Below are 23,618 nucleotides of genomic sequence, written 5' to 3'. Positions count from 1 at the left end.
GTACAGATAACGATACTTCGGAGTTTGCAGTGGAAAGTATCCGCCGCTGGTGGCGTAAAATGGGGTGTGAACATTATCCCAATGCTAAAACACTTCTCATTACTGCTGATTGCGGGGGCAGTAATGGCTATCGTGTCCGTTTGTGGAAGGTTGCACTCCAACGTTTTGCAAACGAAACAGGTTTAAACATATCGGTTTGTCACTTTCCACCGGGAACCAGCAAATGGAATAAAATAGAACATAGAATGTTCTGCCATATAAGCATGAACTGGCGTGGTAAGCCTTTGACAAGCCATGAGATAATCGTAAATCTAATAGGTAGCACCACAACAAATAAGGGTTTAAAGATCAAGGCAGAACTGGATACAACTGCTTACTCAAAGGGAATTAAGGTGTCTGATGAAGAATTTGACAAAGTTAATTTAACTAAGGCTTCATTTCATGGTGAATGGAATTATACTATAGCACCTAATTGTTCAAGTTAATTATGGACAGTTACTAAGTTCAAGCCCCTCAGGGCCATACTTGATTTCAAGCATACCTTCTATCCCTTTGAGTTCACCTTCCAGCCTACCTTCTTGTCTACCTTCCAGTCTACCTTCCAGTATGCCTTCCATCCTGCCTTCCAGTATGCCTTCCATCCTGCCTTTGAGTTCACCCTTTACGAAGACATCCTTAAAGATTTCGTATTCATCCAGATCAATTGTTATAGGCATGTTCAGTACCTCCTGTTTTACTTTATAGGCCAAATTTCCTAACCCCGCAAGATATAGCAACTTTCTGATATAGTTCTCCATTTCCCTGGGCGACAGCAGGGAAAACTTGGCAAGAATCCTCCTGATGGTGACATCTGCATCTTTGGTTTTGCACAGAATCGCTGACACGTTATCATTGGGGTTATTGCTGTCAATGAGCGGGTCACCGTCAAAATTGCGTATGTCTATCAATCTGTAGGCATAATTGATTAATCCAGCCCCCATGCTATGTGTCATGTTTAGCGGCTTGTTACCAATATATAAAACAATTTGTATCGGCAACCTCTTGTGTTGGTTGTATATAAACGCAGAATAGAGATACATGCGCTCTAACATCATGGCATCATTTGTCGATTGTATCTCTATATGGATTAGCTCACCATCGGGTGCCTCAATTACGATATCGGCCTCCCTTAACTGAATATCAGGGAATTGAACATCGATGAATTTACCCGTCTCATACCCCGTCAGCAACTTCAAAAACGTCCCTGGTACATCTTTAATGATGTCCTTCAATGCTATGTCAAACTTCTGGTGCATGACTGTATAATAACACCCACTGGCTGTCCCTGTCAACAGGGCAAATTGCCTCATTCTTGAATGAACTCTATGGAGTGCCGGGAAGCGACTCCGCTTCTTTGCAAAAGCCCTTCAGGTGAGGTGGGAGAATGTCAACGAGGGGGGCAATCAGCTAAAACTCAATTCAGCCATTGCCCTGCAGGTACAATCTCAACTGGGCTACCGAAGCAGATTGCTTGATATGCTCCCTGAACTCATCAAGTCTGTCTATCTTATCAATACCTCTGACCATCTCCATAAGTTCAAGCCCCTCAGGGCCATACTTGATTTCAAGCATACCTTCTATCCCTTTGAGTGCACCTTCCAGTCTGCCTTCTTGTCTACCTTCCAGTCTACCTTCCAGTCTGCCTTCCATCCTGCCTTCCATCCTGCCTTCCAGTCTGCCTTCCATCCTGCCTTTGAGTTCACCCTTTACGAAGACATCCTTAAAGATTTCGTACTCGTCCAGATCAATTGTTATCGGCATGTTCAGTACCTCCTGTTTTACTTTATAGGCCAAATTTCCCAACCCAGCAAGATATAGCAACTTTCTGATATAGTTCTCCATTTCCCTGGGCGACAGCAGGGAAAACTTGGCAAGAACCCTCCTGATGGTGGCATCTGTATCTTTGGTTTTGCACAGAATAGCCAACACGTTATCATTGGGGTCATTGCTGTCAATTAGCGGATCACCGTCAAAATTGCGTATATCTATCAATCTGTAGGCATAATTGATTAATCCAGCCCCCATGCTATGTTTCATGTTCAGCGGCTTGTTACCAACATACAAGACAATTTGTATCGGTAACCTCTTGTGCTGATTGTATATAAACGCAGAATAGAGATACATACGCTCTAGCATTATGGCATCATTTGTCGATTGTATCTCTATATGGATTATCTCACCATCGGGCGCTTCAATTACGATATCGGCCTCCCTCAACTGAATATCAGGGAATTGAACGTCGATGAATTTGCCCGTCTCATACCCCGTCAGCAACTTCAAAAACGTCCCCGGCACATCTTTAATGATGTCCTTCAATGCTATGTCAAACTTCTGGTGCATGACTGTATAATAACACCCACTGACTGTCCCTGTCAACAGGGCAAATTGCCTCATGATTGAATGAACTCTATGGAGTGCCGGGAAGCGACTCCGCCCCTGAACTTGCTTTAATGCCCAGCCTTAGACTCAAAGGCGTCCTTGAGGTTGTCACTTATATAGGTTGTGGCATCGCTGTAGACCACATATACCTTGAGGTTGAGTTTGTGCGCAAGTGCCATCCCCTTGTCCCTGCCCATGACAAAGATGGCTGTTGACAGAGAGTCTGTGAGCCAGCCCTGGGGGTTGACCACGGTGACACTCTGGAAATCCCTGGCCGGATAACCCGTTGAAGGCTCCAGCAGGTGATGATAACGCACACCACCTTCCATGAAGAAACGCTCATAGTCACCCGAGGTCGATACGGCCTCCCCCCTGAGTGTCAATACCCCGGCAAGCCCGGAGTGCTCTGAGGTTGGCTCCACATTTGCCCCATCCCGTGGTCTTCTGATCCCGACGTGCCAGCCGGAACCATCGGGCTTGTCCCCGAAGGTCTTGATGTCTCCGGCAATGGCCGCAATACCACCCTGCATTCCATGCGCCTTCAACACCTCCACTACCCTGTCTGCCGTATAACCCTTTGCAATGGCGCCAGTGTCCAACACCATCCCCCTGCGACGCAACATCACAGAGCGTGAGGCATCATCAAGGACAATGTCGCGGTAATCTACCAGCGGCAGATTTGATCGTACCTGTTCGTCAGTGGGTCTGAGGTGCTTTTGAAAGTCCCACAGCCTCGATACAGGACCTATTGTGGGATCAAATGCCCCACCGGAGAGTGTCGCAATCTCAACCGCCTTTTTGATCAACTCGTAGGTGTCCTCTGAGACCTCCACCGCCTTGACACCAGAATTGTCGTTGATGCGAGAGACCTCGCTCTGTGGCAGAAACATGCTAAACAACCCCTCCAGTCGCTCCACCTCCTTAAATCCAGCCTCAATGGCCGCGTTGGCCTCACGCCTGGATTCCGATACCACCGTGAGCGTTATGATGGTATCCATCGCTATCCTGGACCCCTTGTACACCTTAGTTCCGCGCTCACCGTGAAGAAACACGTACAGAAGGATCAATAACAGTATAACTGCCAAAGAGATAGCGGATATAGCCAAGCGACGACCTTTGTCTGACATCGCTGTTAAGTGCCTGCCCATAAGTAATTATATACGAGACAAGAGAAAAAAGTTAGAGTATCTGAGCCTTTTATCATCTTCTTTACAAAACAGGTTTCCAATAAATATGCAATCATACCCAAGAAGTATCCTCTTTATATTTCATGGTACGATACTTTAAAGCAAGAAAGAAAGGGGCCACAAAGAAGTCCCTTGACCCCATTTTACCATACTTTTTAAGAGGATACCCCAAGAATCAAAATGACCTACCGTAGGGCACGAACTGGCCAAACATAATTACTACCGGACTTAATACCAGTGCCAAAGCCACTATCGCCTACGTCGACAACGTCGCTGGATGTCCAGTCAGAGTCGCCTCCACCAGCGATCCACGCCCATGTACCGGATTTATTGCTGTCGTCGGTAGTAGATGACCAGTAGCCGTTAAACTGAACGTTAGCAAAAATTGGGTCTTTTAAAGAAATCAAAAACCCTTGAAGCCCTTGAAGCTCATCCTTAGTTGGCAAATGCCAATCGGTGTAGCCAAGATAACGGATACTGTTTAAGCATTTTATATAATCAAACGCTTTGTACCAATTCATTCCACCACCAACACAATTTTCAACAGTTGGGGTTCCGCCGTCTTTTGGCCACTGAAGACTCGTAGTCGTGTCTTCCACTATGTCTTTTAAAATCTTATATCTTAAATTTCCGCTTAACCTTTTATTTGAATTCTTTTCTGTTTCTTTCTGAATCTCGCGTTTTTCTGGCGTTTTATTGATTGCAGACTGAATCTCGATATTCATATTTAACATAAAATTTTCAACACTACCAGTGAAAAATATAGATAATAACTCCGTTGTGGTAAAATTATACAATGTAGTAGGTCTTGTCGGTTTCATAGATATGGTAATTTTCTTATGATTCAATAAAAAATCCCTTATAGATTCAAGCGATTTTTTCACTTTAACATTTTTACATTGTATGACTAATTCATCGATTTCTTTTGATGCTTGTGCTATGGTTTCTCTTAACCCTTCTCTTTTTATCAACCTTTCTAATAATGAATTATCCGTATAAGTAAATTCTATGCTTTTTAATTTTATTATTTTCAAGATGTATTCAGAAAAAATCTTAGTGTTCTTAAAATCGGGCATTTTTTCTACGTTAGCTAAATAAATTTCTAAACTGGATGATAGTAACTCCTTATTTTCTATCGCCATTTTAATGAAAAACTCTTTAATCTTTTCATTATAAGCGTATTGGATATCGGAATTAACTTTTACATTATTGTAACCAAGTTTTTGTAACTGTTCCTTGAGAGCATCATTGATCTCGACACCTAAAAATGAAATATGTAAAAAATTAGGAGTTTGATTTTTTCTATCAAATTTATGTATTACTACTTCATCTATTCTTGATGTGTTGTTATATTTAACTAACGTCATCGTTACATTTTTAAGTTTCACGTCCAGACTAATCAGTGAAACATTCAATTCTTTATAAGATAGTTTGACATCTGGATTATTTAATAAAAAATTACCTATCGTTTCTTTGGTTTTTTTCTCTGCATAGTAGTGTAGTGACATGTAGGAAGCGGCAGCGACTATCATAACAAGTAACAAGACAGCAATTATCAAGACAGCTTGTTTCTTTGACCCATCAGTAACTGCAACCTCTGGTCTTGCGTTTGACAGTGCTGCCCCGCACTCCTCGCAAAAAGCGCTATCGTTGTTATTCTTTGTTCCACATTTTGAACAAAACATTGCAAATCCCTCCTTATGTTTGAGAACATTTCACTGCGTATTGCAGGAAGTCCTTACTGCCTTATAACAAATTCACCTTTCACATTATCTCCCTAAATTTGCTTAGGTGTGAAGGTTACTTTTTTCAAGCGTAGCCCACATCGCGCCTCCACCTAATCTCTAAAAATCAGGTTCCAATCAGCATTTTGCGAAAAGCTGTAACTAAAACAGCTATCAAAAATAATGCTATCAACAAACAAATAGCAATAACATTACCAGCAATGGTAGTCCTGTAGAGGTAGTGATGCATGTAGACTAAACCCTCATTATTCAATAGTCCATGAAAATGAACATCACCTGCCCTTTGCACTTCTGGATTCCTGCTTACGCAGGAATGACATAGACGAGCTAAAAAAGCCATTCCCTGTCATTCCCACGAAAATGGGAATCCATCTTTAAAAACAGCATTAAATGCCTGATTAGGAAAAACCATCAAAGGATAGTATCACTACCTCTACAGGACTACCCCAGCAATATTAGCAGGTGATGTAAACTTCAAATTCCAATCTTTCATGCAGGCACCATCAGCATCCCTGAACTTACCTATCACAATCATGATTATGTCATAAAACACCCATAGTCCAAAGCCACCCACCGTAAGTGCCATCGCTATACTTGTCCAGATATACTTGGCATAGAACCTGTGTGCACCAACCCATCCAAGAAAAATACACAGTAGTAGCGCCATTAGACGACTCCTGTCTGACTCCGTTAATTCTCTGGTTTGCGCTTGACATGCTGCCCCGCACTCTTCGCAAAAAGCGCTATCGTTGTTATTCTTTGTTCCACATTTTGAACAAAACATTGTAAATCCCTCCTTATGTTTGAGAATATGTCACTGCGTATTGCATCCTTTACTACCTGACAACCAATTCACTTTCCACTGTTTTTTTCAGGCTGCCTGAACTGAGCGTGCTGATGATCTTGTATTTCCCTGGGTCCAGGTCCTTTGGTATAGTGAACTGAAGAGTTGAGACATGCATTCCCTGTGGTTTTTCAGCCTCTCTCTTAACAAGCTCTATCGTCTCTTTGCTGCTGTATAGTATAACAATCTCGGAAACGACAAATAGCTTATTTTCCTGCGACGCAAGCAAAGCGTACTGCAACTTATAATTAATGGTATCCCCAAGCCTTGCAACAGCGGGACTTAAAATCTGTGGGTCAGTATATATCTCATCCCGATTCCCCTTATAATCATACCTCTGTATGGCATATTCCCTTGTGTTTCCCTGTTTTTCGGTTTGGATGCCCTTCTGGTTGTTCTCAGAATTTGCCATGCCCTTTTCTAAGGCAACAGTTACTACTCTTTCTGCTAAAGCCATCCCTATCGATGCACATCCGGCTGACTGCAAAAAAAATAGTAAAAGAAGAAAATATATTACCACGTTTCTTTTAATACTTTGCTCCATCTTCATTATATTTGACTACCAGACGACAAATATCCTGTCACGCACTTTTCTTACTCCTTTAAACGATCTTGCAATACCCAACGCCCTGTTCTTATCATCTGCACTGCCAGTTGATCCTTTCAGTGTAACACTCAGATCGTCTCCAACCTCCGCTGTTATTCCTCTGATACCGGCATTGCGCAAAGCCCTGCTGAGATCAACTTCCACACTGGCCGGATCGAGCATTATATATTGATCCTCTTCCACCTTTGCTGGATCGGACGGAGCAGATTGATGATGCCTGGTTTTTATTCCTTGTGGCCTTTGCACAGTTACCGGTCCCTTTGGTGCTGCAGCTTTGAGTCGGATATTGTCTATGACGTTTTTAGCCGTACCAAGTCCTGTTGCAATCTTCATTGCGTTGTCTTTCTCATTGTTGTTGCTTGTAACACCCTGAAGCGTGGCTGTCAGGTTATTGTCTACATCGGCATGAATATCCATTATTCCTCCCGCACGCAGGGCATTGTCAATGGCAACCTTGACTTCAGACGGAGACGGCAGTATGCGGATATTGTCTTTTATATTTTTAGCCTTACCTAGTCTTGCTGCAATCTCCATTGCGTTGTCTTTGTCGTTTTTGTTGCTTGTAACACCCTGAAGCGTGGCTGTCAGGTTATTGTCTACATCTGCATAAATGTCCCTTATTCCTCCCGCACGCAGGGCACCGTCAATGGCAACCTTGACTTCAGACGGAGACGGCAGTATACGGATATCATCTTTCAAGTCCTTAACTTTCTCGTGCATGCTGACAATGACCTTCGCCAATTCTTTGTCAGACGCATTTCGTGCAGTCCCTTTCAATGTGGCATTCCATTGCTCGTCGATTTCGCAAGAAACACTTAGCCCCTTCCCCTTTAATTCGTCATTTATCCTGGTAACAAGTTCCTCCGGCCTACTCCCAATATAGCCGGAAAGATAAAGATAGCTCACCGCTGCATTAAGAATAAGAAAAACCAATACAGCCGAGACAACTATAATCCTTGTCTTGCTGCCACTTGTCTTGTATGTTTTAGGAATTTCTGTTTTCTTGCCATTCTTGGGAGTTGTGGTTTGCCTTATCGTATCACCGTCTCTCTGAAGTCTTGTACCGTCACTCTTGCAGAACTTGACACCAATATCATAAGCCGTACCGCACTTCGGACAAAAAATTTCAGAGGGCTTTTCAGCCTCTGCATTGGATGCTTTAGACTTTTCCGTAGTCTGCTGAAAATTATATCCGTCTACTTTGCAGAATTTTGCAGACAGAGGATTTTCAGCGCCGCAATTTGGGCATTTCTTAATTCCGGCATCGCCTGCGACTTGATTTTTTGCCTTTGTTCCACATTTCGGGCAAAACTTTGCTGTGTCAGCAAAATTATGATTACAATTCTCGCATTCCATAAATACAGACTTCCGATATGCTTAATATCCTCATGATTTAGACACCATGCCCACAGGAAGTGCAAAACCTGGCACCTTGTTCCAATGGTGCCCCACAGTTTGGGCATGTCCTTGTTTCAGAAGCCTTGCTTTCAAACACCTTATTGGTAGCCTCTGCCATCACTTCTTCTGCCGTGACCTTGTTCAGATTCTGGGTTCTGATAACAAGACTGTTGATAATTCCAACTGCAAGTTCTGCCTGTTGGATATCGACTGCAACATTTTCGATGACACTCCTCTTGAAAGACAATCCAATAAACGGCGCCCCAGCACGCGGAACTATATAAAGAACAATGGCTTTTTTCAGAACATAAAGAGCAAAGCAAATACCGGCAGTCAATATTAATATAAGCATACCCAAGATGAATTCTCCTGCAGACATATTATTATCAGTGGAAAATATAGCGCCCAAAATAAAGACTATGCCATATAATAGAGAAATAACACTGATAAAGACATAAGCCATCGGTTTGCTATAGCCGCAGTGTACACTTGAAATACTTGAGATCGCAATAACGGAATGCAGTGAGCCAAACATACTCGTGTTTCTCAAGGAAATATCCGATGTCGTAATTTTCAGAGATGAATTGGTGTCAATACTCATTATGGTTAATAGCCATGAAATTACGCCACCCTTACGACCTGCAATATCTATAAGAACGGCCTGACCCTTTGCAGTTTTGTTTATTTTGAATTTCGTAAGAACAAGCTCCAAGCCTGGAGACCAATTTTGCTGTTTTCTCGTAAACAGAGCAAACAGAAAAAGCATTACAAACATAGAACCTATCCAGCCTATCGCAAACCCAAAAATCTCATTAAAAGCTACCCCAAACATCATAGACCCCCTTTAATCTGTATGTCAACAGTGCTCTTGTCACTGTTTTGTTCCACAAGACTGACAGAATATCTCTTCTGCGCTTATTTTGCGCGAGCAATTACGGCAGACTCTGTCAGGTGTTTCTGCCTCGGTGGTTTGGCTGTCCTTGGGCATTGCCTTCCCACAGGAGGCACAGAACTTCGCACCTGCTGATACCATCGAGTTGCAAGTTGGGCAATGTCTGCTATTGGCCTTGCCCTCTGTTTCAATTGTTGAACCACAGATGTTGCAAAACTTATCTGTGATTTTGTTTACTCCTCCGCAGGCCTGGCACATAACGGCATCGAACCCATATTGCACCTTAAACGCTTCTTTTTCAACCTTTATAATAGTATCTTTAATCTCTGTGATTTTTTTATAACATGAAGATATCTCTGCACATTCTGCCTTTAAGTATGCTTCTTTCAATGTACCCTGATTCATCATCTGAAAAACCTTCTTGCCGACGGCAATGAATTTGTCTTGAAGAGTTGCCTCTATATCATTTAGCTCTCCTTTGAGTCTTGTAACCTCCATGAACTCTTTGCTTTTAGAGCTTATTGTCTTTACTCCCTTGTCAATGCCGTCTGTTATTTTCTTAAGAAAATCTGCCATTACATCTCCCGTATACGAATAAATGTTCCAATAAACCTAATAATATTACCCTGTTAAGCTTCAAAATAAAGCTGATATTAATATAACCATACATATAAGATTTTGTCAATAGTCAATCTGGGGGGGTTACAGTTGAGTTCATACAGTTTTTATCATGCAAATATCCAAAACAACAGGAAGGTGACAATACTCCCCGTGACTGCACCCAGTAAGACCTCCCGGAGGTTATGCACCTTTATGGTAAGCCTGCTTTGCGCAATCAACACCGCCACCACAAAGGACAACAACGATGCTATAAAGTTCCTCGTCACAAGCGTTATCGACACCCAGACGGAGAAGGATAGCGCTGCATGGCCGCTTGGCATTCCACCCCTGAGCGGATGACCCTTGCCGGTAAAGGCCTTGAGCAACACAACCAGGATAACTACGATTATCACAGACAACACGGCTATCTCATTGCCGCCGTGACGGGATACGTGAAGACCCTTGTCAAAGATGTTCATGAGGTATGGCGAAAGTATGATGTAGCCAATGATCGCCGCTCCCATGGCGGTTGTCAGCACTGCCCCTGCTGCCACGTCCTTTGCAATGCGAGCCTGTTCCTGTTTTTCCGGGGAGAGGATGTTGACGGTTGCCTCGATGGCGGTGTTTATCAGTTCCGCCGTTATCACGACGAGGGTGACTATGGAGATGATCAGAAACTCCGTCTTTGTAACGCCGGCTATGTAGCTAAACAGGATCACAATAGCTGCCACATAGAGGTGGTATCTGAGATGTCTCTCCGTCCTGGCGGCAACCAGTATGCCTTCTATGGCGTTGTTGGCGCTATCGAGCGATTTGCGTAAGGGCATCAAACAGCTCTCTTTCTGCACTTGCCATCTTGCGCGCCTTGTACGCAGAGACCTCGTGGTCATAGCCAATCAGGTGCAGAAGGCCGTGGATAAGGAGCCTCAACACTTCGTTTTCGAGGTTGTCCGTGGTCTGCCGTTGTGCGCGATCGAGGTTGACTACGATGTCGCCAAGCAGAAAGTAGCCCGACTGTGGGACATCCTTTGCCGAGCCATACATGGGGAACGAGAGCACATCCGTTGGGGAGTCCACGCCCCTGAACTCCTTGTTGATGACCTGCATCTTACGGTCGTTGACAAAGAGCAGACTCAGTTCAGCCCCTTCCAAGGTCAGGAAACTCATGGCCTGTTTCATGGTGCGCTTGAACCAAAGCGTGTCTATCGCCGTCTTTCGATGCAGATTTCTTGCACTTACTTTAATATCTCTGCCTCCTTAGTTTATAACTATAGCATATTTAGCTTTGCCCGGATACAAAAAACGCTTGTTGTAAATATTTCTGTGAGGATACGCTAAAACCTCTTTTTCAGTAAACCCGATATTTTTCTCTCCGAGCGTCTTCAATGACAATCCTAACGCTTTCTGTCATGTTACGCCCTCTTCTGTGCCGAGTTTTTTGTAGTTGTTTCATTGCCATAGGCTTACTGCTGTTGTTGAGGCTGTGTGTCAGCCACGTTATTTGTCGCTCCGGGATGGGGCAACGTCTCCCGAGTCAAGAGTTGTTGCTGACCGGTGACCTTGCCGTGACGCATTTCGATGATGCGGTTTACAAACGGGTTGTCGTAGACTATGGCGTCGTGAGAGGCAATGATGATGGTCTTACCCTGCTGGCACAGGTGCCTGAGGATGTCAATTAGGTCCTCGGAGAGCTTTGAATCCAGATGTGCGGTTGGCTCATCGGCGAGCAGCATTTCGGGGTCGTTGATTAATGCACGGGCAATGGCCACGCGCTGCCTCTCTCCACCGGAGAGTCGTGTCACCTCGGTGTTTATCTTGTGCCGGATGTCAAGATCGGTGAGTATTCTGTGCAGACGCTCCTTCATCACTGCCAGGGGTACCGCCGTAGGATACAACGGCAGACAGACGTTTTCCCTGACACTTATGCCCGGGATCAGATTAAAGTGCTGGAAGATAAATCCAAAGGTCTTGCGTCTGATCTGCGTCAGAAACCGTTCGGGCAACTTTACCACGTCCCTGCCGTTGATGAGCACCTTGCCCTGCGTTGGCCGGATCATGCACCCGATGATGCCCAACAGCGTGGTCTTGCCTGAACCGCTTGGCCCCTTGAGGACAACCATCTCCGCACTACCCGTCTCAAGGCTGACATCACTGAGCGCCAGCATCTCATCGGGCATCCCGGCATTGTAGACCTTGGATACACCTTCAACCGTTACCATCAACCGCTACGTCCTCATGATCGTATCGGGATCGGCTATGGCGGCCTTCCACGAGGGGATTATCGTACTGGCCAGGTATGGCACGACGGTCAGGAAGAAAATAACGGCCACCTGGTATATATCAATGTATGGTATGGGGTCAAAGGGTGGCAGCATCACCGACCATCCCTTGAGGAAGGGTTCAAAGATAGTCCCGCCTAAGTAAAACACATGCACGTAGCCCAGGCTCACACCACCAAGAAAAGACGTCAAGGACACGACCATCGCCTCCCAGAACTTGAGGGTCAGGACGTCCGAGGTTTCCCAGCCGATGGCCTTGAGTATGCCTATTTCCTGTCGTTCTTCGGCGCTGAGGCCGGTTGCCTTGTCCCAGGCGAATATAAAAAACGCCAGCAGGGTTGCGCAAAACATCACCAATGCCATCCCCCCGCGCCAGTTGAAGACGTTTTCGTAGGTGCGCAGAATCTCCGAGCGTGTGATGGGTCTGGTGTCAGGCAGCGTGCGTCTGATCTTGTTTGCAATGGTATCGACCTCCAGTTCGTTGCTGACGCTGACCATGAGGTCTGTTGCCTTGTCTTTGTCCATGGCAAAGAATTTAATGAAATCGTTTTTGTCCAGGACGACAAGGTCATTGGTAAGGACACTGGAGTTTGCCGTGAAGATGCCGACGACATCGAGCATCAGTTTTTGTTCCGAGCCAAGCGTAAAGAATATAGCATCTTTGATGTCGAGCTGTCTGGCCTGTGCAACGCCCTTGCCCACAGCACACTGTCCTTCCTGTGGCATTGTTCCCTTCAGGAGGTTGAGATTGGCGCTGGTGGTTGTTCGTGCCATGATTGTGTAGTTTCCCTCGGTGAGGGAGTCATAGTAGTATCCCCAGTAGCGTGGTTGTACCGCCATCACTCCGGGGATGGCCTCTATCAGCCCGACATACCCCAGCGGGATCAGGTCATGTCTGCCACCGGAGAGACGTTGCACGATCAACTCGGGGGCATCTGTAAAGACATTCAGGGCTTCGTTCTTGAGCGCATGGGTCAGAAACATCACCGACGACAACACACTCACCAGCAGGGCATAGATCAAAGACAGCGCAAGGTTCTTGTACTTACGTCTAAGCAAACTTGACAGGGCATATTCAAGGAGTCTGTAGTGTTTTCTCATAACCTCGGATGTCTCAGGATGTCAGGGGGGTCAACAATGGAACCTGCCGGGAAGTGATCAAAGGCCGACGGGAAGTCCTGAAAAGGCGTAAAGATGTCGGCTTGTGAGAGGTGTCTGGTGTAACGCGCCTCCGTAAACAGGGCGAAATCGGTCAGGGTCAGCTCTCTGACCAGTTGTCGTTTCCCATAGACCTCCCGCTGCCTCAGGTTAACCATGAAGTTCGAATGCAGATACAGGATGAGCAGCAGTACGGTCTCCAGCGTCAGAAACAACAGAAACACTTTAGCCTTAAGCATTGGCTTATAGTCTTTAGTGACCCTTATGTTTGTGGGGCATATCTCCGACCAGGTCTTCGGGTTTGATGTCAGCGAATTTCACGGCCGCTGCGCCCTTATGGTCCACCATAAAGTTCTTGACCTTGTCGTCACTGACGGGAACATACTCCTTACCCATCGGGCCCATAACGTCGCTGCCAGTGACAAAGGTTATGTCCTGTGCCTTTACCGGTTTAGTGCTGTAGTACTCGGTCACGTATATGTCCGATATGTCGGCCTGGGTCTTGTCCTTATTGTACTTGGCCATGTTGTGGTAGTACTTGAACATGTCCTTTGGACCATCGAACATGGCATAAGAGCCGTCCTTGAAGATCATCTGCGCAACCCACTGAGGGTGAGGATGCACAACCATCCCACACACAGGGCACTTATCCTTTGTGTTGGGCTTCAACGCCTCTGCTGCATGACTTGCTACTGCTGATAAAAGAAACACCAGTAAGACAAGAGATACCAGTCTTGATAGTTTTCTCATTAGAGAGACCTCCTGTTTTTTTACCTTATTGTAACATGTACCTGATAAAAAAAACAGGGGATAACTTTACCCTCACAAGTTTGATGTATCAATCATATCTATTCCCAGTAGATTTTCAACCCATTTTACAACCATTTCTGCAACATATAACGCTTCTTCATACATTTTCTCATCAACGGGAGCATAATCGCCAGGATATCGTGTTTCTACGGCATAATCTGTTAAGGCGACAGAACTCTTTATTTCCTCGGGTACATATGTATTGGTACCTTCGATAATCTCCAAAAGTTTTGCGATAGAATGTGTCCAGGGAAACTCAACTTGCTTGTAAATGAGTAAGGCCTTCAAAGGATTTTTCAACTGCCTGATGGCAATCAAAACATAAATCCTCAAACAGTATCCCACTACTATTTTTGCCTGCTTTGGCTCTTTCAAGGTTACTATTGGCCCTTACAAGCCAACGACAGGTCAGATTATTGTCTCTCATAAACAATCTTTCCCGATTTTGCTATTTCCTTATAAATCATATAAGGATTGTCTTTAAGCTCATTAAACCGCTCAGGTGACTCAACAATCAAGTCCACTCCAGCTCCGATTCCATACAGCGATTTATATATAGCTTGGGTAAGCTCTCTCCTGTTTGTTACTTCTTTTCTCAGAATAAAGATGTCATAGTCACTTTCATTTTTAAAATCCCCTCTTGAGCGTGAACCAAAGAGAATTATTTTATCAGGGTCTGCTACCTGAATAATTATTTGGATTGCTTTTTCTAGTGGTTCATCCATACAAGCAAGATATGATTTAATCGATTGTTCATTCGGCACCCCCACACCCCTATGATATTTTTTTGGTGGAGCTGATCGGGATCGAACCGACGACCTCTTGAATGCCATTCAAGCGCTCTCCCAACTGAGCTACAGCCCCAAACTGATATGTAGTATAACAGGTTCTTAGGACGTTGTCAAGATTTTAATTTGTCGATGAAAAAAATTGTCAGAGAAACACAACTTTTTCTTATGGACATTTTTATCCGACATGTGTATTATATCGTAAATGGCATGTATGCCTAAAGCGATTATGCAAGAGATACAGGTACTCCGTTATAAAAAACGGGGTTATCTCAGACACAGCTTTAATTTAATTTAAGGAGAGACGTTGTATGAACAAAGCAGATTTGGTAGACAGTATAACCAAAGCAACAAGCCTGACCAAGAGTGATACCGCAAAGTTTGTTGATGCCTTTATCTCAAACGTTATCACAGCCACAAGCAATGGGGAAAAGGTGTACCTTGTCGGTTTCGGGGCATTTAGCATCTCTGAACGCAAGGAACGTGAAGGACGTAACCCTCGTACCGGAGAACCAATAGTCATCCCCGCAGCCAAGGCCCCCAAGTTTACAGCGGGTAAGGCCTTTAAGGATGCCGTAGCCGACAATAGTGTAAAGCCCGAACCGGTTGCGGTTAAAAATGATAAAAAGGAAAAGACAGTACCGGTAAAGAAAAAGTAGGGCAGCGACCCCTATGACCTTTGACGAGCTTGTTGACATCATAGCCAGACTGAGGTCTGAGCAGGGTTGCCCGTGGGACAAGGAACAGACGTACAAATCCATCGTCCCGTATCTTATGGAAGAAGTCTATGAGATCATCGAAAGCATCGATGAGGGCAATCCCTCAAAGTTGAAGGAGGAGCTTGGAGACGTCCTGTTTCAACTGCTGTTTTTTGCGCAAATATCAAAAGAAGGCGGCCACTTTGACATATATGACGTCGTAGAGGTTATTGGCAAGAAGATGGTCTTCAGGCATCCGCACGTCTTTGGTGATGCCGTGTTTGAGACCTCCGACGAGGTACTCAGGCAGTGGGAGGAGCGCAAGAAGGAAGAGGGCCGACAATCCCTGCTCAGTGGTGTGCCTACCTCTGCGCCATCCCTGCTGAGGGCATACCGGATTCAGCAGCGGGCATCCCGCGTGGGATTTGACTGGCAGAAGGCCGACGAAGTTTTTGAGCAGTTTGCCGAGGAACTGGGCGAGTTCAAAAAGGCCCTCGCCGACAAGGACATCGATGCCATAGAGGACGAACTCGGAGACCTGCTCTTTACACTGGTCAACCTGTCGAGGTTTGTAAAGGTCAATCCGGAAAACGCCCTCCGAAGGACGATCAACAGGTTCCAGCGTCGCTTTGAGCACATCGAAAAAACCGCCCTGCAACAGGGCATAGACCTCTCCGCCATGTCCCTTGAAGAGATGAACAGACTATGGGATGAGGCCAAAGAGATGCATTGCCATGAGACACCCTGACTGGCTTAAGACAAACCCGTTCAAGGACACACGACAGACTAAACAGCTTTTGCGTGGCTTCAGGGTCAAGACCGTATGTGAGGAGGCCAGGTGTCCAAACCGCAGTCACTGCTTCAGCAAGCCAACGGCCACGTTTATGATCCTCGGTAGCTCCTGCACACGCACCTGCGGCTTTTGCTCCGTCAACCACGCACACATCCTTCCACCGGAGGACTCCGAACCGGAGCGGGTTGCACAGGCAGCAAAGTCCTTGGGACTGAGACACGTCGTGATCACCTCCGTCACCCGTGATGACCTCGACGACGGTGGAGCTGGACACTTTGCCAGGACCGTGATCGCTGTCAGGGCCTGCCTGCCCGATGCCACCATCGAAGTGCTGACGCCGGACTTCAAGGGCGACACGGAGGCATTGAAAACGGTGCTCGATGCCGCACCCGACGTTTTTAACCACAACGTGGAGACCGTCCCCTCCCTCTACCCCGTGGTCAGACCCCAGGCACAGTACCGGCGCTCACTGAGGGTGCTGGAGGCAGCCAGGGAACTCTGTCCGCAGATGAAAACCAAGTCGGGGCTGATGCTGGGTCTGGGCGAAAGCATCGATGAGTGTATCGACGTCCTGAGGGACATTGCCGCTACCGGTTGCAATTTCATGACGATTGGCCAGTACCTGCGGCCGGGTAAGGACAACCTTCCGGTGGTACAGTACGTGCATCCGGATGTGTTTGACCAGCTCAAGGATGCCGCCATGTCGATGGGATTTGAGTTTGTCGCCTCCGCCCCGCTTGTCAGAAGCTCATACAATGCAGAGGAAATGACAGGTCATCGGTAAAGAATAAAGTAATAGTCCACCGGGTAAAATAAAATATTGTGTAGAAACAAAGCGTTAAGTGATTTTGGTTATAATATAAGGTGTTACCTATACCACATGTAACATCTCGATAATAGAGGGTTTTATGTATCCTCTTTATATTTCATGGTAACTATGCTGTTACGCATCCTGGATTCCTGGTCAAGCCAGGAATGACCCCTGTTCGAGCCAGGGGCAGGCACAATTGGAAAACGGTTGTAACTGTCATTGCTGCGAACCATGTCCCTGGCTTGAACCATGTCCCTGGCTTGAACAGGGAAGGGAGCAGGAATCCATGTCTTTAAGCCGTGAGGTTAATTTTACATGCTTTTTTAAGAGAATACCAATTCGGCTTGTATTTTTTTTTATAAGGTTTCTGTTATCATATGAACATGTCAGATAGATTACCCCAGATACATGGCACGACGGTTATCTGTGTACGCAGGCAAGGCCGCAATGGCGCTGAAGCGACAAAGAGCGATGTTGTTATGGCCGGTGATGGTCAGGTCACACTGGGAAGCACGGTGTTAAAGCACCATGCCAGAAAGGTCAGAAAGATGTACTCGGGCAAAGTGCTGGCTGGTTTTGCCGGGTCAACGGCGGACGCCATTACACTGTTTGAGAAGTTTGAGGCCAAGCTGGAAACCTACAGGGGCAACATGACACGTGCAGCCGTGGAGCTTGCCAAGGAGTGGAGGACGGACAAGATACTGAGGAGGCTTGAGGCATTGCTGCTGGTTGCCGATAAAGATGTTACCTTGATAATATCCGGCAATGGTGATGTCATAGAGCCAGATAAGGCTGTTGCCGTCATTGGTTCGGGCGGCCCTTATGCCGAGGCGGCGGCGGTTGCGCTCTGTGAGCATACCTCTATGGGGGCCAGAGACATTGCGCAGAGGGCAATGGAGATTGCCGCTGATATATGCGTGTACACAAACAAAAATATAAACTTTGAGGAATTGTAATGGATAATCTGACACCAAGTATGATTGTGCGTGAGCTTGATAAATACATCATAGGGCAGCATAAGGCAAAGAAGGCCGTGGCCATTGCCCTACGCAACAGGTGGCGGCGACAACAGTTGTCAACAGAGCTGAGGGATGAGGTGTTACCCAAAAATATTATCATGATTGGCCCCACGGGGGTTGGCAAGACCGAAATTGCCAGGAGATTGGCAAAGTTGGCCAGTGCGCCCTTTATAAAGGTGGAGGCCTCCAAGTTTACCGAGGTCGGATACGTGGGACGCGACGTGGAGTCCATGATCCGTGACCTTACCGAGTTGGCCGTCAACATGATCAAGGAAGAACACTTCGAAAAGATACAGGAGCGCGCCAGGGTGCTTGCCGAGGATAGAATGCTCGACATCCTGTTACCCCAGGTCAGGGTCAACAGAAATGAGCAACAAACATCCGAAGAAAAAGAAAAGTACAGCGAAACACGCGAAAAACTCAGAGAAAAACTCAGAGAGGGTAAACTGGACTCCAAGTACGTCGATATCGAGGTAAAGGAAAAAATAATGCCATTCGGTGTCATATCAAACATCGGTCTGGAGGACCTCGAAATCAGTCTCAAGGATATGCTTGGCAACTTTATGCCCGACAAGACCAAGCGCAAGAAGGTGAAGGTCCCCGATGCCATTCACCACCTCGTAAAAGAAGAAGCCGGAAAGATGATAGACATGGACATGGTCACCAAGGAGGCCATTACACGAACCGAGCAAAATGGCATCGTCTTTGTCGATGAGATAGACAAGATAGCCAGCCGAGGGTCATCGCACGGCCCCGATGTCTCCCGCGAGGGGGTACAGCGAGACCTCCTGCCCATTGTGGAGGGCACAACGGTCACCACCAAACACGGCCCCGTTAAGACCGACCACATACTGTTTATAGCAGCCGGTGCGTTTCACGTCTCAAAGCCCTCGGACCTCATCCCTGAGCTGCAGGGCAGATTTCCCATCAGGGTGGAGCTTGAGGCACTGGGCAAGGAAGACTTCATACGCATACTGACCGAGCCAAGCAATGCACTGATCAAACAGTACGTTGCCCTGATGGCCACGGAGGCCTTCGACATTGAGTTTATGACCAGCGCTATAGACGAAATAGCCGGCATTGCCTCCACAGTCAACGAAAGAACCGAAAATATCGGTGCCAGACGCCTGCATACCGTCATGGAAAAGCTCCTTGAGGATATATCCTTTGAGTGTCCTGACCTCGAAAAAGGCAATCTCTATATAGACGACAACTATGTAAAGCTTAAGCTCTCCGACATTGTCAAGGATGAAGACCTCAGCAGGTATATCCTGTAAGTGGGCACTGACGCAGTGGACACTCATACTTTTATTGGGCGTTATCCTGGCAGGATGTACCACAAAGACGGTAATAGTCAGGAAGCCTGTTCGTGGTTATGAGCGCCTGACTCCTGCCACACCGCACCCCAAGTATCCGGATGTAAGCAAGCTCCCCCAGGGCAGCGGCATAATGATAGCCTCTTGGTACGGACTCGACTTTCATGGTAAACCCACGGCCTCCGGAGAGATTTATGACATGTATGCCTACTCGGCAGCGCACAAGACCCTCCCCTTTGGTACACGTATCAACGTAACCAATCCACAGACCGGTACTTCGACTTCGGTTGTGGTCAACGACAGGGGTCCATTTGTAGAGGGCAGAGACCTCGACCTCTCCTATGGGGCGGCCAAGGAGATTGGCCTTATCGGGCAGGGTGTGGGGGTGGTTGAGGTAGAGTACCTGGGCAGGGACAGCAAGTATGTCAAGTACATAAAGGTCTCAGATAAGCTCGCCAAGGGCCAGTACACCGTTCAGATAGCCTCCTTTGAGGATAAGCAAAACGCCCTCAGGCTTAAAAAGGCACTCGACTTACAGTACGAAGGCGTCTTCATCATGGAGGCTGGCGTCAACTCAAAGACGTTTCACAGGGTGAGGGTTGGCAGGTATAAGGACAGGGCATCAGCCATTGCCACTGCCAAGACCCTGGCCGAGGAAGGCTACGACACCCTCGTCACTGACGACTAACACAAGAAAAGGGCGGTTCTGCTTCTCGGTAGCACCACAATCAACCGTGATTGCCAGCATTTAAGGCACTTTTATATTTCCGTAGTATGGCATTGTTACTATGCTTAAACGATGTGAACACACCGGACTGGAGTGCTACCCAACTCAGGTCTTTACAATTTTGGTAAAATCCGACCATTGTTCAATGCGAAAGGCACGGATATCTCTCACGGATGAGGGCAGCCACGGCAACGCCTTAAGCGCCATAACAGCGGCAAACAAGTTAGCGAGGTCTTCCGAATTATTTGTATAGAGACTGCCTTGCACTCGGATGAAACCATAGCTGGATAGGATGTTACCAATGTCGGCATACGCTTGGCGCACACTTTTAGGGTGGTTCTCGGAGGTATCAGCTACCACAAGGTCGAAGGCAATGGCAAACATTAATTACAGTTCCCTGGGATATTCTAAAGGGTCTTCTAAAATATCTGCCAGAGGGTAATCGACTTCTTCATCACTTTCTAGTACCTTAATACGCATAAATCGCCTACCATCTGGTGATACCTTACCAGCTCTGATAATCTCATAGACCGGACCAATTTCTCCAAACCGACGCCATGTACCTACAAGGTCATTGCCTATAGCTTTCATCCCCTTATTGTATCACAACAGATAATAAATGTAAAGAATCCGCACGGGGAGGGTGCATAAATTTTTAGTTGGTGTTCTGGAGTTATTGTCTAATATGTCTTTACACTTTTTCCTAAACAGGCGTTTAAGCTGTTTTTGAAAATGGATTCCCGTTTTCACGGGAATGACAGAAAATGGCATTTTACGCCCATACATGCCATTCCTGCGCAAGCAGGAATCCATTACCAACCACTTTTTTATGCACCCCACGGGGACTCAGTCGGAGTTATGGAATATGTCGAACAGGTTTTTTTTCAGTTTTTTAGCGGCGTTTGCTTTTTTTTTGTATGGGGTTAGTTCTTCTTTTTTATCGTTTTTGATTGTACCTGTTTTTTTTTTAGATTAACTCCTTTGTTATCATCGTTTTTTTCTGTGGGGAGTTTTTCTTCCATAGTCACGGTGAGGTCTTGAAACATGTTGAAGGTTCTCCGCAGAAAGATGATCATCCAGTCAACCATTGTTGTCATCAAGAGGAACATTGTTGCCATGAGCAAGAACAGGACGATGAGGTACCAGTGATTGATCTCAAAGATATCCGGGAACGTCCCCCTCCCAACGGTTCCCCACGTCATAAACGTCTCTGCCAGGTCATTGTGGAAGAACTCTGCGTAGATCACTGCCCCCACAATCATGCCCAGAATGGCGGGAATGCCATCGAGGGAACCCTCGCCAATTGCCCCGGCAGCAGTACCGGGGCAGTACCCCATAATGGCAATTGCCGCCCCAAATAGCAAACCACCTGCGATCTGGGGGACAATTACAGTTTTGGGTACGTGCAGTTCCATATATCCCATGTCCGTAAGGAGGTACACGAGCACCATCGAAACCATAAGTATGGGGGTACCAAGACGAAAGACCGTAAAATCCTGCAATCTGAACAACCCTGTCACTATGTCGTACTTGCAGAGTCTGCCTTTTTGCAGTACGACGCCAAACAACAAACCTATGATCAAGCCGCCATAGAGGCTGCTCCCACCCTTTATGCCCTCTATCGCAGAGGAATCAAATACGCTTACGAGCCTCTTGATCAACTCCTGCATTCCTATAAATTCCATGTCCATCATAACTACTCTTCTCTTCTGACCACTATGGTCCTGCTTCTGTAGAACAGGAAGGTAGTAAAGACGCCTCCTATCCATACGCTCATCATAAAAATAAATCCGCTTGGTGCCAGCTGTATAGCACCCGATATTAACATACCGCTGATACACCCGCCGCCTATTCTTGCCGCAAAGCCCATCATTATGCCGGCCAAAAACACCCACAACCATCTGTTGACAACCGACTTGCCCCGTGACTGTTTCCACAGCTCGGGCACGGCGTTGAGTCTGAAGTCGCCCGAGTACCTGGCCGACAGGAAGCTGCCAATGATTATGCCTAAGATAAGGGCAATTGTCCAATCTATATATGGCTCGTATATGCTCCAGTAGTCTACCTTGTCGAGATGTTTGGGGTCTATGATTTTGGTGGCAATAGCCCCCATGACCGTATATCCTCTTGTGATGCCCAGGGGTCTTTCCGAGAGGTAGAAGGACAGCACCTCTACGAGGGCAAATGCTATGCCTGCCGGTATGGGCCACCATCTCTTTGGCTTACCCAGGATTGCAAAAAACGCCGACCCTAAAAGTGGCCAGCCGCTGTGTAAATATATGGTATAAACAAGGCCAAGTATGAGCATAGACCACCACGCAGGCTGAATCACCACAAGAATTGAGAACAGCACAACTAATGGCCAGCCCTGTCTCAGGTGAAACGATACACCGGCCCCAACTATGAGAAGAACTAACGCTGCCACTATAAACGTTTTACTTACGCCATCTTTATCTTTTAACTGCATAACCAACTCTACCGAATATTTCTCTAACTTGCCTTATTTCTGATTCAGGCTATTTTTGTTCCAATCTCCGCAGATGCCTGGAAACCGCACTGAACTGAGCACATGAGGAACCTCAACGAGCCCAGCCTGACCATATCCACTGGTTTCATTATACAACAAGTTACTGTAAACAATCTACATGAAAAAAAAAGACAAAAAGCAAGCGGGGTGGACAATTATTAATATGCGCCACCCCATTTGCGCCACCCAATCTAAACTGTGTCAAGAAAAGCGGATATCTCTCAAACTACATGTTCATGTTCCAACTTGTTATACAGACATCATCAGCATCTCTGAACTTACCTGCCAGGATCAGGATTATGTCATAAAACACCCATAGTCCAAAGCCACCCATTGTAAGCAGCATTGCTATGCCTGTTCCGATTTTCTTGGCATAGAATCTGTGGGCTCCCATCCAGCCAAACATAAAACACAGTAGCAGCGCTATTAAGCGACTCTTACTGGACTCTGTTACTGCAGCTTCATTATCCACCATATTCACCTCCTTCTATTGTTTATTTTCGTAATTGCTCCAACCCTTAAAGGCTCTCTCAATGCTTGGAGCATTGATTGTCCTGTTATGTTAATCACCTGTTACCAGGGTACACTGTCTGGTATAGGTACCTAGCACGCTCAGGTTTTCCTTATTAATGGTATAGACTCCTTTGAGGCCGGCATCTTTCATTGCGGTTTCTATGCTGCCATCCCCTATGGAGATTGCACCAAAGAAGGAATGAATACATGCCCTTCCGCTCTTAGACCCTGTTGGTGCTGTTCCCATATATACGGGCACCTTTGTATCGGTGTATATCCATCCAAACGGGCCGTCTGCAACAAACCCACAACTGCTCAGGAGCATCAGCATCAGAGCCAACACCGCTGACAGTGCTACTGTGGATCGCATCCCCTTTGTGTTTGCAACAGGTACCATTGCTACTGTAGTGGGTCTCACCCACCCGGATTTTCTCTGCATAATATTCCTCCAAATATATTGCTTTATTTAAAAAACAGTTTATAGTTTA

Annotated in this window: 30 protein-coding genes and 1 tRNA gene; 7 read left to right on the top strand and 24 right to left on the bottom strand. The window is 46.3% G+C overall.

Annotated elements, in window-relative coordinates; genetic code table 11:
• The coding region (locus Mcas_RS07110; RefSeq protein ID WP_040334843.1) for an ISAzo13 family transposase at positions 1-485 on the top strand (485 nt) is incomplete at its 5' end.
• Here the strand turns inward: Mcas_RS07110 and Mcas_RS07105 are convergent.
• The 18 genes from Mcas_RS07105 to Mcas_RS07015 all read right to left on the bottom strand — a co-directional run bounded on the left by Mcas_RS07105 (position 486) and on the right by Mcas_RS07015 (position 14,802).
• Positions 486-1,295 (bottom strand): RpnC/YadD family protein, encoded by an 810-nt coding sequence (locus tag Mcas_RS07105; RefSeq protein ID WP_156033234.1) that lies wholly within the window; start codon positions 1,293-1,295, stop codon positions 486-488. It abuts the gene before it with no gap.
• A 163-nt stretch (positions 1,296-1,458) separates the two neighbouring features.
• Positions 1,459-2,379, bottom strand: coding sequence for an RpnC/YadD family protein (locus Mcas_RS07100; RefSeq protein WP_156033232.1), 921 nt, complete (start codon positions 2,377-2,379; stop codon positions 1,459-1,461).
• A 107-nt stretch (positions 2,380-2,486) separates the two neighbouring features.
• Entirely contained in the window at positions 2,487-3,545 is a 1,059-nt protein-coding gene (locus Mcas_RS07095) for an FAD:protein FMN transferase (RefSeq protein WP_052566972.1), read from the bottom strand.
• Positions 3,546-3,790: 245 nt separating this feature from the next.
• Entirely contained in the window at positions 3,791-5,290 is a 1,500-nt protein-coding gene (locus Mcas_RS07090) for an Lcl domain-containing protein (protein ID WP_040334811.1), read from the bottom strand.
• 493 nt (positions 5,291-5,783) lie between these two features.
• Entirely contained in the window at positions 5,784-6,134 is a 351-nt protein-coding gene (locus Mcas_RS07080; RefSeq protein ID WP_081853681.1) for a TM2 domain-containing protein, read from the bottom strand.
• Between the two features lie 52 nt (positions 6,135-6,186).
• Complete coding sequence (locus Mcas_RS07075) at positions 6,187-6,744, bottom strand: hypothetical protein (RefSeq protein ID WP_040334809.1); 558 nt, start codon at positions 6,742-6,744, stop codon at positions 6,187-6,189.
• 9 nt (positions 6,745-6,753) lie between these two features.
• Positions 6,754-8,157: a BON domain-containing protein gene (locus Mcas_RS07070; protein ID WP_040334808.1), complete on the bottom strand. Its 1,404-nt coding sequence runs from the start codon at positions 8,155-8,157 to the stop codon at positions 6,754-6,756.
• A gap of 37 nt (positions 8,158-8,194) precedes the next feature.
• Positions 8,195-9,034, bottom strand: coding sequence for a zinc ribbon domain-containing protein (locus tag Mcas_RS07065; RefSeq protein ID WP_081853680.1), 840 nt, complete (start codon positions 9,032-9,034; stop codon positions 8,195-8,197).
• A 36-nt stretch (positions 9,035-9,070) separates the two neighbouring features.
• Positions 9,071-9,667 (bottom strand): zinc ribbon domain-containing protein, encoded by a 597-nt coding sequence (locus Mcas_RS07060; protein ID WP_040334806.1) that lies wholly within the window; start codon positions 9,665-9,667, stop codon positions 9,071-9,073.
• A gap of 152 nt (positions 9,668-9,819) precedes the next feature.
• Entirely contained in the window at positions 9,820-10,518 is a 699-nt protein-coding gene (locus tag Mcas_RS07055) for a diacylglycerol kinase (RefSeq protein WP_040334805.1), read from the bottom strand.
• The gene (gene ybeY, locus Mcas_RS07050) at positions 10,493-10,870 is read right to left on the bottom strand and encodes an rRNA maturation RNase YbeY (protein WP_052566971.1); all 378 of its coding nucleotides are present in this window, start codon (positions 10,868-10,870) and stop codon (positions 10,493-10,495) included. Before ybeY ends, Mcas_RS07055 begins: the two co-directional genes overlap by 26 nt.
• Before the next feature lie 284 nt (positions 10,871-11,154).
• A complete protein-coding gene (locus Mcas_RS07045; protein WP_081853678.1) occupies positions 11,155-11,910 on the bottom strand; it encodes an ABC transporter ATP-binding protein in 756 nt (251 codons plus the stop codon).
• A 6-nt stretch (positions 11,911-11,916) separates the two neighbouring features.
• Positions 11,917-13,071 (bottom strand): ABC transporter permease, encoded by a 1,155-nt coding sequence (locus tag Mcas_RS07040; RefSeq protein WP_040334803.1) that lies wholly within the window; start codon positions 13,069-13,071, stop codon positions 11,917-11,919.
• On the bottom strand, positions 13,068-13,367 hold the full coding sequence (locus Mcas_RS07035; RefSeq protein WP_040334802.1) for a hypothetical protein: 300 nt from the start codon (positions 13,365-13,367) through the stop codon (positions 13,068-13,070). Before Mcas_RS07035 ends, Mcas_RS07040 begins: the two co-directional genes overlap by 4 nt.
• Before the next feature lie 13 nt (positions 13,368-13,380).
• Positions 13,381-13,878 (bottom strand): nitrous oxide reductase accessory protein NosL, encoded by a 498-nt coding sequence (locus Mcas_RS07030; protein WP_040334801.1) that lies wholly within the window; start codon positions 13,876-13,878, stop codon positions 13,381-13,383.
• A gap of 72 nt (positions 13,879-13,950) precedes the next feature.
• Complete coding sequence (locus Mcas_RS07025) at positions 13,951-14,313, bottom strand: HEPN domain-containing protein (RefSeq protein WP_235203287.1); 363 nt, start codon at positions 14,311-14,313, stop codon at positions 13,951-13,953.
• A 38-nt stretch (positions 14,314-14,351) separates the two neighbouring features.
• A complete protein-coding gene (locus Mcas_RS07020) occupies positions 14,352-14,663 on the bottom strand; it encodes a nucleotidyltransferase domain-containing protein (protein WP_040334839.1) in 312 nt (103 codons plus the stop codon).
• A 63-nt stretch (positions 14,664-14,726) separates the two neighbouring features.
• Positions 14,727-14,802: transfer RNA gene (locus tag Mcas_RS07015), tRNA-Ala, on the bottom strand.
• 235 nt (positions 14,803-15,037) lie between these two features.
• Between Mcas_RS07015 and Mcas_RS07010 the strand changes: the two genes are divergently transcribed.
• From Mcas_RS07010 to Mcas_RS06985, 6 genes are all read left to right on the top strand, one after another.
• Positions 15,038-15,385 (top strand): HU family DNA-binding protein, encoded by a 348-nt coding sequence (locus tag Mcas_RS07010; protein WP_052566970.1) that lies wholly within the window; start codon positions 15,038-15,040, stop codon positions 15,383-15,385.
• 13 nt (positions 15,386-15,398) lie between these two features.
• Positions 15,399-16,172 carry a nucleoside triphosphate pyrophosphohydrolase gene (gene mazG / locus Mcas_RS07005; protein ID WP_040334800.1) on the top strand — a complete coding sequence of 258 codons (774 nt, stop codon included), beginning with the start codon at positions 15,399-15,401 and terminating at the stop codon, positions 16,170-16,172.
• Positions 16,135-17,001: a lipoyl synthase gene (lipA, locus tag Mcas_RS07000; protein ID WP_081853677.1), complete on the top strand. Its 867-nt coding sequence runs from the start codon at positions 16,135-16,137 to the stop codon at positions 16,999-17,001. The genes mazG and lipA overlap by 38 nt, the downstream gene beginning before the upstream one ends.
• A gap of 404 nt (positions 17,002-17,405) precedes the next feature.
• Positions 17,406-17,984: an ATP-dependent protease subunit HslV gene (hslV, locus tag Mcas_RS06995; protein ID WP_156033230.1), complete on the top strand. Its 579-nt coding sequence runs from the start codon at positions 17,406-17,408 to the stop codon at positions 17,982-17,984.
• A complete protein-coding gene (gene hslU / locus Mcas_RS06990; RefSeq protein WP_040334798.1) occupies positions 17,984-19,324 on the top strand; it encodes an ATP-dependent protease ATPase subunit HslU in 1,341 nt (446 codons plus the stop codon). The genes hslV and hslU overlap by 1 nt, the downstream gene beginning before the upstream one ends.
• Entirely contained in the window at positions 19,296-20,051 is a 756-nt protein-coding gene (locus Mcas_RS06985; RefSeq protein ID WP_052566969.1) for a septal ring lytic transglycosylase RlpA family protein, read from the top strand. Before hslU ends, Mcas_RS06985 begins: the two co-directional genes overlap by 29 nt.
• A 144-nt stretch (positions 20,052-20,195) precedes the next feature.
• Here the strand turns inward: Mcas_RS06985 and Mcas_RS06980 are convergent, their stop codons facing one another.
• The 6 genes from Mcas_RS06980 to Mcas_RS06950 all read right to left on the bottom strand — a co-directional run bounded on the left by Mcas_RS06980 (position 20,196) and on the right by Mcas_RS06950 (position 23,569).
• Positions 20,196-20,474, bottom strand: coding sequence for a virulence factor (locus Mcas_RS06980; protein ID WP_040334797.1), 279 nt, complete (start codon positions 20,472-20,474; stop codon positions 20,196-20,198).
• 3 nt (positions 20,475-20,477) lie between these two features.
• Positions 20,478-20,681 carry a DUF5397 family protein gene (locus Mcas_RS06975; protein WP_040334796.1) on the bottom strand — a complete coding sequence of 68 codons (204 nt, stop codon included), beginning with the start codon at positions 20,679-20,681 and terminating at the stop codon, positions 20,478-20,480.
• A gap of 332 nt (positions 20,682-21,013) precedes the next feature.
• Positions 21,014-21,775 carry a YeeE/YedE thiosulfate transporter family protein gene (locus Mcas_RS16500; protein ID WP_162176273.1) on the bottom strand — a complete coding sequence of 254 codons (762 nt, stop codon included), beginning with the start codon at positions 21,773-21,775 and terminating at the stop codon, positions 21,014-21,016.
• Between the two features lie 11 nt (positions 21,776-21,786).
• Positions 21,787-22,557, bottom strand: coding sequence for a YeeE/YedE thiosulfate transporter family protein (locus Mcas_RS16495; protein ID WP_052566967.1), 771 nt, complete (start codon positions 22,555-22,557; stop codon positions 21,787-21,789).
• A 286-nt stretch (positions 22,558-22,843) separates the two neighbouring features.
• A complete protein-coding gene (locus Mcas_RS06955; protein ID WP_040334794.1) occupies positions 22,844-23,092 on the bottom strand; it encodes a TM2 domain-containing protein in 249 nt (82 codons plus the stop codon).
• Positions 23,093-23,179: 87 nt separating this feature from the next.
• Positions 23,180-23,569 carry a TRL-like family protein gene (locus Mcas_RS06950; RefSeq protein WP_040334793.1) on the bottom strand — a complete coding sequence of 130 codons (390 nt, stop codon included), beginning with the start codon at positions 23,567-23,569 and terminating at the stop codon, positions 23,180-23,182.
• Positions 23,570-23,618: the final 49 nt, after the last annotated feature.

It is taken from the genome of Candidatus Magnetobacterium casense, assembly GCF_000714715.1.
GTDB lineage: Bacteria > Nitrospirota > Thermodesulfovibrionia > Thermodesulfovibrionales > Magnetobacteriaceae > Magnetobacterium > Magnetobacterium casense.
The sequence above is the reverse complement of the archived record's forward strand: the minus strand, read 5'-3'. Positions and strand labels throughout refer to the sequence as shown.